The 14244-nt window shown below is 61.7% G+C and carries 14 protein-coding genes; 2 read left to right on the top strand and 12 right to left on the bottom strand.

The window, feature by feature from the left end; genetic code table 11:
• Position 1: 1 nt before the first annotated feature.
• From FBY02_RS10925 to FBY02_RS10915, 3 genes are all read right to left on the bottom strand, one after another.
• On the bottom strand, positions 2 to 799 hold the full coding sequence (locus tag FBY02_RS10925) for an acyl-CoA thioesterase II (RefSeq protein ID WP_144927183.1): 798 nt from the start codon (positions 797 to 799) through the stop codon (positions 2 to 4).
• Between the two features lie 237 nt (positions 800 to 1036).
• Entirely contained in the window at positions 1037 to 1798 is a 762-nt protein-coding gene (locus FBY02_RS10920; protein WP_144927180.1) for a CHAD domain-containing protein, read from the bottom strand.
• 105 nt (positions 1799 to 1903) lie between these two features.
• A complete protein-coding gene (locus FBY02_RS10915; RefSeq protein ID WP_144927451.1) occupies positions 1904 to 2194 on the bottom strand; it encodes a hypothetical protein in 291 nt (96 codons plus the stop codon).
• A 207-nt stretch (positions 2195 to 2401) separates the two neighbouring features.
• On the opposite strand from FBY02_RS10915, the gene FBY02_RS10910 reads away from it, so the two are divergent.
• The gene (locus tag FBY02_RS10910; RefSeq protein WP_144927178.1) at positions 2402 to 3439 is read left to right on the top strand and encodes a patatin-like phospholipase family protein; all 1038 of its coding nucleotides are present in this window, start codon (positions 2402 to 2404) and stop codon (positions 3437 to 3439) included.
• Between the two features lie 141 nt (positions 3440 to 3580).
• Here FBY02_RS10910 and FBY02_RS10905 read toward each other — a convergent pair whose 3' ends face one another.
• The 6 genes from FBY02_RS10905 to kdpF all read right to left on the bottom strand — a co-directional run bounded on the left by FBY02_RS10905 (position 3581) and on the right by kdpF (position 11620).
• Complete coding sequence (locus tag FBY02_RS10905; RefSeq protein ID WP_144927175.1) at positions 3581 to 4279, bottom strand: response regulator; 699 nt, start codon at positions 4277 to 4279, stop codon at positions 3581 to 3583.
• A 46-nt stretch (positions 4280 to 4325) separates the two neighbouring features.
• Complete coding sequence (locus FBY02_RS10900) at positions 4326 to 6977, bottom strand: sensor histidine kinase KdpD (protein WP_144927172.1); 2652 nt, start codon at positions 6975 to 6977, stop codon at positions 4326 to 4328.
• A 130-nt stretch (positions 6978 to 7107) separates the two neighbouring features.
• Entirely contained in the window at positions 7108 to 7653 is a 546-nt protein-coding gene (gene kdpC, locus FBY02_RS10895; RefSeq protein ID WP_144927169.1) for a potassium-transporting ATPase subunit KdpC, read from the bottom strand.
• A 109-nt stretch (positions 7654 to 7762) separates the two neighbouring features.
• Positions 7763 to 9817, bottom strand: a complete 2055-nt coding sequence (kdpB, locus tag FBY02_RS10890) for a potassium-transporting ATPase subunit KdpB (RefSeq protein ID WP_144927166.1) — start codon at positions 9815 to 9817, stop codon at positions 7763 to 7765.
• 10 nt (positions 9818 to 9827) lie between these two features.
• On the bottom strand, positions 9828 to 11522 hold the full coding sequence (gene kdpA / locus FBY02_RS10885) for a potassium-transporting ATPase subunit KdpA (protein WP_144927163.1): 1695 nt from the start codon (positions 11520 to 11522) through the stop codon (positions 9828 to 9830).
• An 8-nt stretch (positions 11523 to 11530) separates the two neighbouring features.
• Entirely contained in the window at positions 11531 to 11620 is a 90-nt protein-coding gene (kdpF, locus tag FBY02_RS10880) for a K(+)-transporting ATPase subunit F (RefSeq protein WP_033033323.1), read from the bottom strand.
• A gap of 257 nt (positions 11621 to 11877) precedes the next feature.
• On the opposite strand from kdpF, the gene FBY02_RS10875 reads away from it, so the two are divergent.
• Complete coding sequence (locus FBY02_RS10875; protein ID WP_144927160.1) at positions 11878 to 12045, top strand: DUF2897 family protein; 168 nt, start codon at positions 11878 to 11880, stop codon at positions 12043 to 12045.
• Between the two features lie 76 nt (positions 12046 to 12121).
• Here the strand turns inward: FBY02_RS10875 and FBY02_RS10870 are convergent, their stop codons facing one another.
• The 3 genes from FBY02_RS10870 to FBY02_RS10860 all read right to left on the bottom strand — a co-directional run bounded on the left by FBY02_RS10870 (position 12122) and on the right by FBY02_RS10860 (position 14139).
• Positions 12122 to 12973 (bottom strand): DUF1989 domain-containing protein, encoded by an 852-nt coding sequence (locus FBY02_RS10870; RefSeq protein WP_144927157.1) that lies wholly within the window; start codon positions 12971 to 12973, stop codon positions 12122 to 12124.
• Between the two features lie 15 nt (positions 12974 to 12988).
• Positions 12989 to 13642: a GntR family transcriptional regulator gene (locus FBY02_RS10865; protein ID WP_144927155.1), complete on the bottom strand. Its 654-nt coding sequence runs from the start codon at positions 13640 to 13642 to the stop codon at positions 12989 to 12991.
• A gap of 161 nt (positions 13643 to 13803) precedes the next feature.
• Positions 13804 to 14139: a helix-hairpin-helix domain-containing protein gene (locus FBY02_RS10860; RefSeq protein ID WP_144927152.1), complete on the bottom strand. Its 336-nt coding sequence runs from the start codon at positions 14137 to 14139 to the stop codon at positions 13804 to 13806.
• Positions 14140 to 14244: the final 105 nt, after the last annotated feature.

The raw sequence follows: 14244 nt of genomic DNA, 5'->3' as shown, positions 1-14244 counted from the left end.
CTCAGCCGAAAATCGTCACCGTCTGCCGGCTCATGGCGATCAGACGACCATCGACACTCCAGAACTTCGCGGCGACGTGACCGTAGCCGTCCTGGGCGTGCTCGATTTCGGCCAGGTACTTGCACCAGTCCAACGTCGTCAGCGCCAGCACCGGCTGGACGAATTCGATGGTCCAGGTAAGTGTGCTGCCCGGTGCCATTTGTGTCAGGTGAGGCAGCAGCGCGGGCGGCCAGGCATCCACCAGCGCGAGGATGTGGGCTTCATTGAGCGGCTCTTCCTTCACCTCCCCACGCAACCGTACCCAGCCGCCCATGCTGCGGGATTTATTGCCGGTGAACGGCAGGCCCCCAACACTCCAGCGCATCGCCAGGTGACGCATGAACTCTGGTGTGCCGCCCTTGATGTATGGCAGTTCCTGGCAGTGCTCGACGCTTTTGAACTCAGGCGCGGGATCGGCCTGCACCGCCACCACGGAGGAACGTGATGCACCGAAGCTACCTTGCACCACTGTCACCACCTGGCCATTCTGCACCGCGCGCCCCTGCACCTGGCTGACCGCCTTGCCTTCACGCAGCACCTCGACTTCAAAACTGACGGGGACGTCCGGTTCGACCGGGCCGACAAAGGTAATCGCCAGCGAGCGCACCGGACGGTCCGCCGGCACCCGTGCACGCATCGCCTCATACTGCAGTGCCGCCACCAGCCCGCCAAAAGTGGCGCGGCCCTGGCCCCATTCAGGCGCGATGGTCACGGCGTCTGGCTGACGACGCACAGCATCGATCAAATCGGAAAAGCGCATGGCAACCTCGAAGGCATGGGAGAAAGGTGAAGGAATCTTAACCAGCCGGGATAAACGACACAGCGCTCATTCCGGCCAAAGAGGCTGACAGATAGGCCGCCACGTGGGAATCCACCGCAACCTCCCTTGTGGGAGCGGGCTTGCTCGCGAAGAGGCCGGCACATCCAACATTGATGTCGACTGACATGTCGCCTTCGCGAGCAAGCCCGCTCCCACAGGGAGAGGTAGGGGTAGGCTTCAGGACTTCTCGAAGCAGCTGGCAATCAACTTATCGAGCACCTTGTCAGCCTTGGCTTCGGCCTGGGTCATGGTGGTGCGCCAGACCGGTACACAGGGTTGCAGATCCTGTTCCTGCTCGGCCCGAGCCAGCCATTGCCAGCAGTCGTGCCAATCGCCCAGGGCGCCTTGGGCGGACTTGAGTCGCGGCATGGCCGCCTCCGGCAGGCGATCGAGCTCCGGGTAGGCTTCGATCGCATAGCGCACGCGCTTGATCAGCAGCCGTAATCGGTGGCGGTCATGAGCCGGATCACGTAACGCTTCACCGAGTTTTTTCCATTGCTTGTTCAGGCGTTTTTCGATGCGTTTGCGCAATCCCTTGAGCAAGCCCTGGCGCTGGGCGGCGCGAATGAAGCGCGGAAATGCGTCGAGGATCATCAACAGTTGCGTCACCTCCCGGCTCGCGGCCACGGCGGGATAGGCCTCGGCCATCTGCAGCCGACGCCGTTGCGCCGCATCGGTCTTGCCGTGCTGTTCAAGGTAGGCCGCCAGCACTTCACGGTCACGCAACGGCGTGGTCAGGGTGCCGACCGCCGAAGCAGCTGTTTCCAGTTGTTCGACACCCGGCAAGCCGCGCAACGGGCGAAGCAGGCTGCGCAAACGGCGAACCGTGGTCCGCAGGTCATGCAGCGCTTCGCTGTCGGTATGGGCACTCAAGCGGGCCTGGCAGGCCAACAGGCGGACTTCCAGGCCCAGTATCCGGGCCACCAGCCGATCGATCATGGGGGCGTACTCCGCACGCAGCTTCAAACCGCAAGCTTCAAGCTGCAAGTAGAGGTGTGTTGCGTGCTTCTCTTGCAGCTTGTCGCTTGCTACTTGCCGCTGCCGTTATCTTCCTGCGCGGGACTCGCGGATGTAGAAGCGCGCCTTCTCGGCCTTTTTGGAGCAGCCTTCGAAGGCCTCGAATTGCTGCTGGGTCTTGGCACCGGTCAGCAGCGACAGGGCCTTGGAATAGCTGACGGTACCGGCAAACCCTTCGGCCTTGGCAAGGTCCAGTTCATGCCAGGCGGCATCGAGCTGGCTACCGCAGCTGTCACGATAAGCTGTTTTGCCTGCGCAACCGGCCAGGGCCAGAACCATCAGGGATGCTATCAGGGGCAGGCAGTTCCGGGCTTTCATCATTACACCTCAGTCAGGTCAAACAGTCGTGCTGGTAAGACGGTCGCAAAGGCGAAAAGTGCCTTGGCCCGACCGCCTTAATTCAAGTGTGGGCGAGCATACAAAAATGTCACACCAGCGTGTCAAAAAACGACGCCTGTGCCACAACGATTGAGCCGGGCCCTCGATAAGTGCATTGTTGAAGTCTGTTCGACAAGAGGCCGGGTCATGACAAAACGTGTCGCATTGGTATTGGGTTCGGGCGGCGCACGGGGCTACGCCCATATCGGGGTGATCGAGGAAATCGAACGGCGCGGCTACGACATTGCCTGCATCGCCGGTTGCTCGATGGGGGCCGTGGTGGGTGGAATCTATGCCGCCGGAAAGCTCCGGGATTATCGCAACTGGATCGAAAGCCTGGATTACCTGGACGTTTTGCGTCTGGTGGATGTCAGTTTTCGCCTCGGTGCGATCCGCGGTGAAAAAGTCTTCGGACAGATTCGCAAGATCGTCGGCGAACTCAATATCGAAGACCTGCGCATCCCTTACACTGCCGTGGCCACGGACCTGACCAACCAACAGGAAATCTGGTTCCAGGAGGGTTGCCTGCATCAGGCGATGCGCGCCTCGGCGGCCATTCCCAGCCTGTTCACGCCAGTGATGCAAGGCAATCGCATGCTGGTGGACGGCGGCCTGCTCAATCCGCTGCCGATCGTGCCGGTGGTGTCCAGCCACTGCGATCTGATCATCGCGGTCAACCTCAATGCCACCAACCAGCGGCAGTACAGCCTGCCGGTGATTCCACGTCCCGCCGCATTCAAGAGTCGATTCGACAACCTCATCACCTCCCTGGGATCGAAGTTGCCGTTTCGGCGCAAGCAGGCCGAGCAATTGTTACTGCTGGAGCAAGAAGCATTGAAGGCCGAGGCCGCCGACATCAACGCCTGGCTCGAATCCGTCGAACCCGAAGGCCAACAACCGGCCGCGGCGCCGGAGGCCGAAGGCGCACCGAGGTCCGCCACCGGCTCGTTCATCATCGACAACGTCGGCCCGGCCTCGTTGCTGGACTTGATCAACCAGAGTTTCGAAGTGATGCAAACTTCGCTGGCCCAATACAAGATCGCCGGGTATCCCCCGGACGTACTGATCAACGTGCCAAAACGGGTGTGCCGATTCTTCGAGTTTTACAAGGCGCCGGAGTTGATCGCCCTGGGGAGGGAGATTGCCAGCGACACCCTGGATCGGTACGAGAGTGAGCAGAACTGAGATTTCGGTGGCTGTTCGGGCCTCTTCGCGAGCAGGCTCGCTCCCACATTGAACTAGCTGTGTTCACTAACGAGTGTCCTGCCTTGATTCAAATGTGGGAGCGAGCTTGCTCGCGAAGGCAATCGCCCTGGCGAAGATGAGCTACAGCCCACCCTCTCCCACCAACCGATACCCCACCCCCGCCTCGGTCACGATGAACCGGGGACGAGTCGGATCGTCGGCCAGTTTTTGCCGCAGGTGGCCGACCACGATGCGCAGGTAGTGGCTGTCCTCGGTGTGGGTCGGGCCCCAGATATCCTTGAGCAATTGGTGTTGGGTGATGACCCGTCCGGGGTGCCGCGCCAGTTGCGCCAGCACGGCGTATTCCTTGCGGGTCAGCGCCACTTCGACGCCGTCCAGCAGTACTCGGCGATACGCCAGGTCCACCGTCAACGGACCGAACGTCAGCGCCGCTTCCCGGGCCTCGCCTGCCGGCGCCTGGCGCAAGAGAGCGCGGACGCGAGCCAGGAACTCCTGGATGCCGAACGGCTTGGTCACGTAATCGTTGGCGCCGTTGTCCAGCGCCTCGACTTTCTGGGCTTCGCTGGCCCGCACCGAGAGCACCAGCACCGGCACCGTCGACCATTGGCGGAACTCGCACAGCACCTGCTGACCATCCATGTCAGGCAGGCCCAGGTCGAGCACCAGCAGATCAGGCTTGTTCAATGCAGCCTGGGCCAGGCCGTCGGCCCCTGTACCGGCCTCCAGTACCTTGTAGCCCTGGGAGGTCAGGCTGATGCGCAGGAATTTGCGGATCTGCGGTTCATCATCGATGACCAGGAGGGTCGCGGTCTGGCTCATGGGGTCCGTTCACTGAAATCAATGGCTGAGAATAACCTAGACCGGCTCAGGCTTCATCGTCCATGCCCGGTTGTGCCTGCAACGGCAGATGCAGGGTGATGCAGGTGCCGCGCCCGTCGATGCCATCGCCTACGCTGATCCGCCCGCCATGGGCGCCCACCATGCCCCGACAGATCGCCAGCCCCAACCCCGTGCCCTGCCCGCCCCGATCGCCGTGCGCAGCGGTGTAGAACATGTCGAAGATTTTCTCCCGTTCTTGCTCGGGGATCCCAGGCCCTTCATCAGCCACGGCAAAAAACATGTCACTGTCCGTCGTGCCTGCGCTCAGTTGCAGGCGCCCGTGAGCCGGCGAAAAACGCGCGGCATTTTCCAGTACGTTCACCAAGGCCTGCTCGATCAGCGCCGCGTGGACATGCAGCAATGGCAATCGGTCGGGCACCTCGACGCTGATCATTAGCGGCGCCAGCACCGCCCTCAGGCGGTTCAACGCGCTGCCGACGATATCGGCCGGCGCCACCCAGTCCCGCGCCAGTTTCAGGGCACCGTGGCCGAGACGGGTCATGTCCAGCAGGTTCTGGATGTAGCGGTCCAGACGCTCGGCCTCATCGCGGGTGCCTTCGAGCAATTCGCGACGATCCGCCAGCGGGATCGCCTCCCCCAGCGCCAACAAGCTGTCGATGCTGCCACGCATGGCGGTGAGCGGCGTGCGCAGATCGTGGGACACCGAGGCCAGTAAGGCGCTGCGCAGTTGCTCGGTCTCGCCGTGCAAGCGCGCCGCTTCGAGGTCCTGAGCCAGTTGCGCCCGGGCCAGCGCCTGGGCCAGGGGCTGGCTGAGGGCCGCCAACCAGCGCCGGCGTTGACCGCTCAAGGGGCTGTCGTTTTTCGAACGCACGCCCAGCAACGCCAGCGGTCCACCTTCCACCGACAACGGCCACCACCACCAACGTCCGGACGGCAGCGTCCCGGTCCCGGCGCCGGACGGTTGGTCATGTTGCCAGGCCCAGTCGGCCGCCGCGCGTTCGGCCTCGACGAACGTCAGCGGCTCGGCGGTCTCGACCTTCCAGCCCCCCTGGCCATCTCGATTGAGCAGGCACAGCTGCAAGTCGTGCCAACCGTTAAAGTGCTGCGTGGCGGCGCTGATCACCGCCTGGCGATCAGTGGCAGCCGTGAGCTTGCGGGACAGATCGAGCAATTCGCCGGTTTCCTGCTGGGTGTCGCGCAGCGCCTGCAACTGGCGACGCTGGCGGGCGGCGAGGTTGCCGGTCAGCGCCGCCATCAGCAGGAAGAACACCAGCGTCAGCACGTCTTCGTCGCGCTGGATGGTGAGGGAGAAATTCGGCGGAATGAACAGAAAGTCATAGGCCAGAAACGACAGCGCCGCGCAGGCCAACGCCGGGCCGAGGCTGCTGCGCACCGCCACCAGCAAGACCGCCATCAGAAACACCAAAGAGATATTGGGTAACTCCAGCAGCCCCGAAATGCCCCAGGCCAACGCACTGGCCGCCACGGTCGCCAGCAACGCCAATACGTAGTCGAAGCCGGTCTGGACGCGACTTGAGTGAACGCGGGCGGGACGTAGTTGTTCCTCACTGTCCAGTACATTGATCTCCAGCCCCCGGGCATCGCGCAACAGGCGTGAGGCCAGGCCGCCACCGAACCATCGTCTGCGCAAACGAGGTCGGGACTGCCCTACCAGGAGCAGAGTGGCTCGACGTTCGATGGCATGCTGGACCAGGGTCCTGGCCACTTCGCCGGCACGCAACAACACCACTTCGCCACCAAGACGCTCCGCCAGTTGCTGGGCGCTTTGCAGGCGCTGGCGCGAGGCCTCGTCCCGGGCACCACCGTTGTCCACATGCACCAGGCTCCACGGCAGATGCCGACGCTGGGCGACGCGGCTGGCATGGCGCACCAGGCGCTCGGCTTGGGCATCGCCGTCTACCCCCACCAGTAACCGCCCCCGCACCACCGGGGCGGCCTGCCCCAGTTGCCGATAGCCCAGCGCCAGATCATTGTCCACTTGCGCGGCGGCAGTCTGCATCGCCAGCTCACGCAGGGCCGTCAGATTGGTCTGGGTGAAGAAAGCATCGATTGCCGCGCGGGCCTGCTCTGGCACATAAACCTTGCCATCGCGCAGGCGCTCCAGCAATTCACGGGGCGGCAGGTCGATCAGCAGCAGTTCATCGGCTTCCTGCAGAACCCAATCCGGCAGCGTTTCGCGAACCTGCACCCCGGTGATGCCACGCACTTGGTCATTGAGGCTTTCCAAGTGCTGGACGTTGACGGTGGTGTAGACATCGATGCCGGCAGCAAGCAGCTCTTGAATGTCTTGCCAGCGCTTGGCGTGGCGACTGCCGGGAGCATTGCTGTGGGCCAGTTCGTCAACCAGCACCAGCTTTGGCCGGGCGGCAAGCAAACCGTCGAGGTCCATTTCCTCGAGCATCACTCCACGGTATTCGGAGCGGACCAAAGGCTGCTGCACCAGGCCACCGAGCAGCGCTTCGGTTTCAGCGCGACCGTGTGTCTCCACCACGCCGACGATGACTTTCACGTTCTGCCGCAACTGGGTGTGGGCCGCTTGCAACATGGCGAAGGTCTTGCCGACACCTGGCGCCGCGCCAAGAAAGACCTTGAGCCGACCACGGCCAGCGCGGGGCAGATTGGCTAACAGGGCATCGGCGCGGCCGGAGTCGCTCATGGTGTGGTTCTCTTGCTTTCAGATATTGATGCAGTGAGTGTTCCGAGGCCTTCGCGAGCAAGCCCGCTCCCACAGATAATTGCGCTGAACGTGTGGGAGCGGGCTTGCTCGCGAAAGCGTCCTCACAGGTTCAGAGTTTCTCAAGCGCCAGGTTCAACGCCAGCACATTCACCACTGGCGGCCCCACCAGAGGTTGCTCGATGTGAGTGTCGAGCAACTGCTGCAAGGTCGAGACCGGCAGATTGCGCGCCGCGGCGACTCGCGTCAGTTGATAGGCAATCGCTGCCGGTGGCAAGTGCGGATCCAGTCCGCTGCCGGAAGTGGTCAACAGCGCCAGCGGCACCGGCCCCTGACCTGGCACCAAAAGCTTGTGAGCATCATCGATTATCCGCGAGGCCAGGGCCGGATTGCTCGGGGAAAGATTGCTCGCGCCGCTGGCAACCGTGGCGAAGGTGCCAGCCGAGGGACGTGGATGGAACCAGGCATCCCCCTGGAAGTCCTGGGCGATCAGCAATGAACCGCACACCTTGCCGTCGGCTCCCTCGACAAGGCTGCCGTTGGCCTGGACGGGAAAGGCAACTTGCGCCACGCCCGTGACCAGCAGCGGATAGGCAACTCCGGTGATCAGTGTCATCAGGAGCAGCAGGCTCAAGGCCGGGCGAACTAATCTGAACATTCCAAAATCCTCAGTTGAAAACACATTTGTGGCGAGGGGATTCATCCCCGTTGGGCTGCGCAGCAGCCCCACAATGCTCACTCGTTTTACCGGACATATAGAGGTAGGCTCAGACCAGCCCCAACGCCGTCAACAACACATCAATCCCCTTGATTCCCACAAACGGCACCACGATCCCACCCAGGCCATAGATCAGCAGATTACGCCGCAGCAACGCCGCCGCGCTCGCCGCCTGCACCCGCACGCCGCGCAAGGCCAATGGAATCAGCACGACGATGATCAGCGCGTTGAACACAATGGCCGAGAGGATGGCGCTCTGCGGGCTGGTCAGGTGCATCACGTTCAACACGCCGAGCTGTGGATAAATCGAGGCGAACAAAGCCGGCAGGATCGCGAAGTACTTGGCGACATCATTGGCAATGGAAAAGGTGGTCAGTGCTCCACGGGTCACCAACAGTTCCTTGCCGATCTGTACCACGTCCAGCAACTTGGTCGGGTCACTGTCGAGGTCGACCATGTTGGCCGCCTCCCGCGCCGCTTGCGTACCGTCGTTCATCGCCATGCCGACATCGGCCTGGGCCAGGGCCGGGGCGTCGTTGGCACCGTCGCCGCACATGGCGACCAGCCGACCGTCATTCTGCTCATGGCGGATACGCGCCAGCTTCTTCTCCGGCGTGGCCTCGGCCAATACGTCATCGACACCCGCTTCGGCGGCAATCGCGGCGGCGGTCAGTGGGTTGTCGCCAGTGACCATCACGGTACGGATGCCCAGCTTGCGCAATTCGGCGAAACGTTCGCGGATACCCGGTTTCACCACATCCTTGAGATGGATGGCGCCCAGCAGCTTGCCGTCCACGCACACCAATAAGGGCGTGCCGCCGCTCTGGGCGATCTTGTCGACCTCTTGGGCAAGCATCGACGGCAACTGGTTGCGCGGCAGGCCGATAAAACCCAGCAGCGAATCCACTGCCCCCTTGCGGTATATCCGCCCCTGATGATCGACACCGGACAAACGGGTTTCAGCGCTGAACGGTACCGCCGTCAGCGATTGCAAGGCAGGCTCGGGCTGCGGATGCAAAGCCCGCAGATATTCCACAATGGACTTGCCTTCAGCCGTGTCGTCCGCCAACGAGGCCAACAGCGCGCCTTCGGCCAGCGCCTTGATGCTCACACCAGGGGCGGCATGAACCGCTGCACAACGACGATTGCCGAACGTGATGGTGCCGGTCTTGTCCAGCATCAGCACGTGCACATCCCCCGCCGCTTCCACCGCGCGACCGGATTTGGCGATCACGTTCAGGCGCACCAGCCGATCCATCCCGGCGATGCCGATGGCCGACAGCAACCCGCCGATGGTGGTAGGGATCAACGTGACCAGCAGCGCCACCAGGAACACCAGTGGCAGGCTGCCGTTGGCAAAGTGGGCGAACGGTTGCAGTGTCACCACCACCAACAGAAAGATCAGGGTCAGGCCGATCAACAAGATGTCCAGCGCCACCTCGTTCGGCGTCTTCTGCCGCTTGGCACCTTCGACCAAGGCGATCATGCGGTCCAGGGTCGACTCGCCGGGGTTGCTGGTAATGCGCACCAGCAACCAGTCGGAGACCAACCGCGTGTTGCCGGTGACCGCCGAACGATCACCGCCGGATTCACGAATGACCGGCGCAGACTCACCCGTGATCGCCGCCTCGTTGACCGCGGCAATGCCTTCGATCACCTCGCCGTCGCCCGGAATCATCTCCCCTGCCTCGACGCGCACCACATCGTCCTTGCGCAAACGGGTGGCGGGGACGACTTCAAAACCATTGGCGGTCCGGCGCCGTGCGCTCAGGCCTTCGCTACCCGCCTTGAGGCTGTCGGCCCGGGCCTTACCACGCCCTTCGGCCAGGGCTTCGGCGAAGTTGGCGAACAGCACGGTGAACCAAAGCCAGAGTGCGATCTGCGCGGCAACGAACGTCGGCACGGTACTGTCGGGAATAAAGCACAGCACAGTGGTGAGGACTGCCGTCAGCTCCACCACCAGCATCACCGGTGCACGGTGCAACTGTCGCGGATCGAGTTTGACGAAAGCTTGTATCAACGCCGGCCGCCACAGCGCGGAGATGGCGGTTTTCGCGGCTTGCGGTGCCTGAGTGGAGACTGCTTGGGGTGCGGGCATATTCATCATCGGATCCTCAGAAACCCATGCTCAGGTGTTCGGCAATCGGGCCCAGGGCCAGGGTCGGCAGGAAGGTCAGGCCGCCCACCAATAAAATGGTCACGGTCAGCAAGGTCACGAACAGCGGGCCGTGGGTGGGGAAACTGTTCTGGCCGATCGGGGCGGTTTTCTTCAGCGCCAGGCTGCCGGCCAACGCCAGCACCGGCAGGATGTAGCCAAAACGGCCGATCAACATGCCCAGGCCCAGCATCAGATTATGGAACGGCGTGTTCGCACCGAATCCGCCGAATGCCGAACCGTTGTTGGCCCCTGCCGACGTGTAGGCGTACAGCAACTGGCTGAAACCATGGGCGCCGGGGTTGCTCACCGCAGCGGCAGGCCCGGGCAGGCTTGCGGCGATGGCGCCCAGCACCAGCACGCTCACGGGCATCACCAACAGGGTCACCACCAGCAACTGCACTTCCCGGGCGCCCAGTTTCTTGCCCAGGTATTCCGGGGTGCGGCCAATCATCAAGCCGGCCAGGAACACCGCGATCAGCACATTCAACAACATCCCGTAGAGCCCGGCCCCGACGCCACCGAAGATCACCTCGCCAACCATCATGTTCACCAGCGCGACCATGCCGCTGAGGGGGTTGAGGCTGTCGTGCATGGCGTTGACCGAGCCGTTGGACGCCGCCGTGGTGGTCACCGACCACAGCACCGAGGCGGTGGTGCCAAAGCGCGCCTCCTTGCCTTCCAACGGTGCGACCTGCTCCACGGCCGCATCGGCCAGTGCCGGGTTGGGTCGGTATTCGGCCCACAACGAAGTCGCACCGCCGATCAAGAAAAGCGCGAGCATGCAGGCGATGATCGCCCGACTCTGACGCAGGTCCTTGACGTAATGGCCGAACGTGAACACCAGTGCGGCGGGAATCAGGATGATCGAAGCGAGCTCGAACAAGTTGCTCCAGGCCGTCGGGTTCTCGAACGGGTGCGCCGAGTTGACGCCGAAAAAACCGCCACCGTTGGTACCCAGTTGCTTGATCGCAATCTGGCTGGCAGCCGGGCCCAACGGGATCACCTGGTCGGCCCCTTGCATCGTCACGCCGTGCACATAGTGCGCAAACGTCTGCGGCACGCCCTGCCACACCAGGAACAAGGCCAACAACAGGCACAGTGGAAGCAACCCGTAGAGGGTGGCCCGGGTCATGTCGACCCAGAAATTGCCAAGGGTCCTTGCCGATTTACGCCCGATTCCGCGACACAGTGCTACCAGCACAGCCAGGCCGGTGGCGGCGCTGACAAAATTCTGCACGGTGAGGCCAATCATCTGGCTCAGGTAGCTCAAGGACGCTTCACCGCTGTAGGACTGCCAGTTGGTGTTGGTCATGAAACTGACGGCCGTATTGAAGGCCTGGGTCCATTCCATGCCGGGCAGTTGCTCGGTGTTGAGCGGCAAGTACCCTTGCAACAGGAGAATTGCGAACAGCAACACGAAACCCGCCAGATTGAAGGCGAGCAAGGCCAGGGTGTATTTCTGCCAGCTCTGTTCCACCTGCGGATCCACACCCGCCAGTCGATAGCAGCCTCGTTCCAACGGCCCGAGAACCGGCGAAAGCCAGGTGCGCTGCCCTTCCATGACCTTGTAATAGAACCGCCCGAGCAATGGAGCCGGAATCAGCACCAGCGCGAAGAAGGCGAGGATCAGCCCATAGTCATAACCGTGCATAACCGCTCCTAGTTCCGGTCCGCGCGCAACAGCGCAACCAGCAGATAAATGAACAGCGCCACTGCCAGTAGCAATGACACCCCGTCCAGGACATTCATGGGGTTTCTCCGTGGTGCGGCGTCGGGCCGCGTGTGGAGTGATTGTCGGCAGGGAGGCTGTAAAGGAACGAGATCGAGGGTGGGGTCGAGGAATAAAGAATTCGTAAAAATGAACGATGGCCTGCTGGCCGCGTCATGAGCTACATCCGGTAGAACAGGGGTAGTATTGAACCACTGCGAGCAACCTTCGCTCATAAATGGTAGGTGTGGCGGATTGGGTGAACGACGCCCACTGGCCCGCCCTCAAGGAGAGTCCTATGCCCTGGTATGCCTGGCTGATTTTGATAGTTGCAATCGGCTCGATCGTCGGAGGCCTGATGCTGCTACGCGACACCGCCAACAAGGTCGAACTGACCGAGGAGCAACGCAAGCGCGTTGCCGAACGGAATGCGGAGATGGATGCGAAGGAGGCCAAGGATCGTTGAACTGCTCGGGCCCTGGCCTGCACATTTTTCCTGTGGCGAGGGAGCTTGCTCCCTCGCCACAGGAAAAATCAGTACGTTATTTCTCCCAATCCGCCTTGGCAATCTGCAAGCCATGCAGGCCCTTGTAGGCCGCCCGCTCGGGCTGGCTCCAGCCGTCCAGCAACGCATCTTCCAACCGATAGATCTCCACACCCAGTGGACGACAGACGCTGAGCGGATCCTGTGCGTCCGGTCCCCACATTGCCAGCGACAGATCACCGCCAGGGCAAGTGGATAAGGCGCAGAGCAGATCGATCTCGGCAAAAAACTCCAAGTAATCGCCCTTCTGCGCCGGACAGGCTTTCATGAAGTACATGTCGTCATGGTTAAGCCCGGTGCACTGGAAAATGTTCAGCACATCGTGCACGTCGAACTCCGTAAGGCCATGGGGCAACACCGCGCGGGTCAGGTTCGAATGACAGTGATGATGAAAATCCTCACCGGTCAGCATCCTGTTCACATAGGGATCACAGCGTGTACCCAACAGATCGTGCAGCCGTCCGCCATGCTCATCGATACCGTAGCCGGCCAGGCTGTCATCGGTAATGGTCACCAGAGGTCTCAAGAAAGGCAGGTTCGACCAGAGCCGGTCATGAGTACTGACATGAGCGCCTTGCAGCTGCCGAGTGCGCGCCGCCCACAAGCGCTCCCGCGGGTCGTGGGCATTCCAGACGTTGAAATCGCCCACCTGCGGCCCCACCGGAGTGGTGACGCGAAACACGTGACCAGCCGGAACATGCCAGGCTCGACCGGTGCGAATCGGCACTTCGAATTGCTCGATCAACGTGCGTTTGTCCTGTTGGGTGCGGATCCGGTCGTAGAAGGGCTTGTCCACCTGCAGGGCTGAGCCTTTGCTGACTTGGTAGGCGGCTGGGTAGTCTTTGTACATGGCACAGGTCCTTGATCAGTGTTTATTAACGGGTGTCAGCAATTGCAAAAGCATCTGCTCGGAATCATCGAGATAGAGGCTCATCGCCTCATGCGCCGCCTGTTTGTCGCCTTCAATCAGCCAAGAATGGATCTGCCGATCACGGGCCAACCATGGCGCCTGGAACCGTGGTTCATCAGGCGCCGAGAAAAACGCCAGGCGCAACTGCGCAACCACGTTGGTGAAAAACTCGTCGAGTAAAGGGCTGCCCATCAACCCGACGATATATTGATGGAACGCCAGGCTGTGGGTCCCCACCGCGCGCCAGTCTTCACGCTCCCGGGCCAGCTCGGCCGCCTCGAGGGCCTCATACATCCGATCGGATCGATACACGCCCAACAGCTGGCTGTTCATGATCGCCTGAAGCTCCAGGGTGCGACGAACCTTGAACAGATCCCGCACATCGTCACTGTCCAACCTGCGAACCATCACCCCTTTGTTACGCACATAACGGGTCAGCCCTTCCTGCCCCAGGCGATGCAACGCCTCACGAATGGTATTGCGCGAGGCGTTATAGGCCGAGACCAGATCGTTTTCCACCAAGGCCATGCCGGGCAGCAAGCAGCCTCCGATGATGTCGGCGCGTAGCTCCAGGGTGATCTGGTCCGCGAGGGAAAGTCCCGTGTTCATGCTCAATGCCTCAGATTGTTCAACAATCGACTGCTAGTGAGTAATCATGATTTGTGCCAAGTTTTATTACTTATCGGATGCCGTCGAATCGTTGCCTTGGCTTCTTTTTCGCCAAAACGCAAAAGGCCAGTCATTCGACCGGCCTCTTTCGCTATCTCACTTCAATTCACTTCCAGCTTGTCGAGATTCCTGTCCAGGATCGCCTTGCCAATTCCCTTGACCTCCAACAATTCCTCAACTGAAGAGAACGCCCCATTTGCTTCCCTGTATGCAACAATCGCCTTCGCTTTGGCCTCACCTATACCCGCCAGCTCGCGCTGCAGCGTAGGGGCATCTGCCTCGTTAAGGTTCACTTTGGCCTCTTGGGGCTTGGGCGAGATGTTTATTGCCTTCGGCGTTGCCGCTGTATCGATTTGTGCTGAAGGTGCAGCAATGGCGGCAATAGAGGCGCTGGTCAGCAGAGCAAAAACCAGGGAGTAGAAATAGCCTGTACGCATAAGTGACGCTCCATGACATCGTTGAGAGAGAAGCAGCTTTTCCGAAGCTGCTTCTCAAACTTAGGCGATGCTGAGTCGCTGTCAAAAATGGGTACGTTACAGATT

Origin of the sequence: Pseudomonas sp. SJZ078 (assembly GCF_007828255.1) — a bacterium.
Taxonomy (GTDB): domain Bacteria; phylum Pseudomonadota; class Gammaproteobacteria; order Pseudomonadales; family Pseudomonadaceae; genus Aquipseudomonas.
The sequence above is the reverse complement of the archived record's forward strand: the minus strand, read 5'-3'. Positions and strand labels throughout refer to the sequence as shown.

Bases quoted from the DNA above. Each gene is read 5' to 3' on its own strand.
- kdpC (WP_144927169.1), bottom strand. From the start codon at position 7,653: ATGTTCAGATTAGTTCGCCCGGCCTTGAGCCTGCTGCTCCTGATGACA.
- FBY02_RS10870 (WP_144927157.1), bottom strand. From the start codon at position 12,973: ATGTACAAAGACTACCCAGCCGCCTACCAAGTCAGCAAAGGCTCAGCC.
- kdpF (WP_033033323.1), bottom strand. From the start codon at position 11,620: ATGAATGTCCTGGACGGGGTGTCATTGCTACTGGCAGTGGCGCTGTTC.
- FBY02_RS10905 (WP_144927175.1), bottom strand. From the start codon at position 4,279: ATGAGCCAGACCGCGACCCTCCTGGTCATCGATGATGAACCGCAGATC.
- FBY02_RS10900 (WP_144927172.1), bottom strand. From the start codon at position 6,977: ATGAGCGACTCCGGCCGCGCCGATGCCCTGTTAGCCAATCTGCCCCGC.
- FBY02_RS10915 (WP_144927451.1), bottom strand. From the start codon at position 2,194: ATGAAAGCCCGGAACTGCCTGCCCCTGATAGCATCCCTGATGGTTCTG.
- FBY02_RS10860 (WP_144927152.1), bottom strand. From the start codon at position 14,139: ATGCGTACAGGCTATTTCTACTCCCTGGTTTTTGCTCTGCTGACCAGC.
- FBY02_RS10925 (WP_144927183.1), bottom strand. From the start codon at position 799: ATGCGCTTTTCCGATTTGATCGATGCTGTGCGTCGTCAGCCAGACGCC.
- FBY02_RS10865 (WP_144927155.1), bottom strand. From the start codon at position 13,642: ATGAACACGGGACTTTCCCTCGCGGACCAGATCACCCTGGAGCTACGC.
- FBY02_RS10910 (WP_144927178.1), top strand. From the start codon at position 2,402: ATGACAAAACGTGTCGCATTGGTATTGGGTTCGGGCGGCGCACGGGGC.
- kdpA (WP_144927163.1), bottom strand. From the start codon at position 11,522: ATGCACGGTTATGACTATGGGCTGATCCTCGCCTTCTTCGCGCTGGTG.
- FBY02_RS10875 (WP_144927160.1), top strand. From the start codon at position 11,878: ATGCCCTGGTATGCCTGGCTGATTTTGATAGTTGCAATCGGCTCGATC.
- FBY02_RS10920 (WP_144927180.1), bottom strand. From the start codon at position 1,798: ATGATCGATCGGCTGGTGGCCCGGATACTGGGCCTGGAAGTCCGCCTG.
- kdpB (WP_144927166.1), bottom strand. From the start codon at position 9,817: ATGAATATGCCCGCACCCCAAGCAGTCTCCACTCAGGCACCGCAAGCC.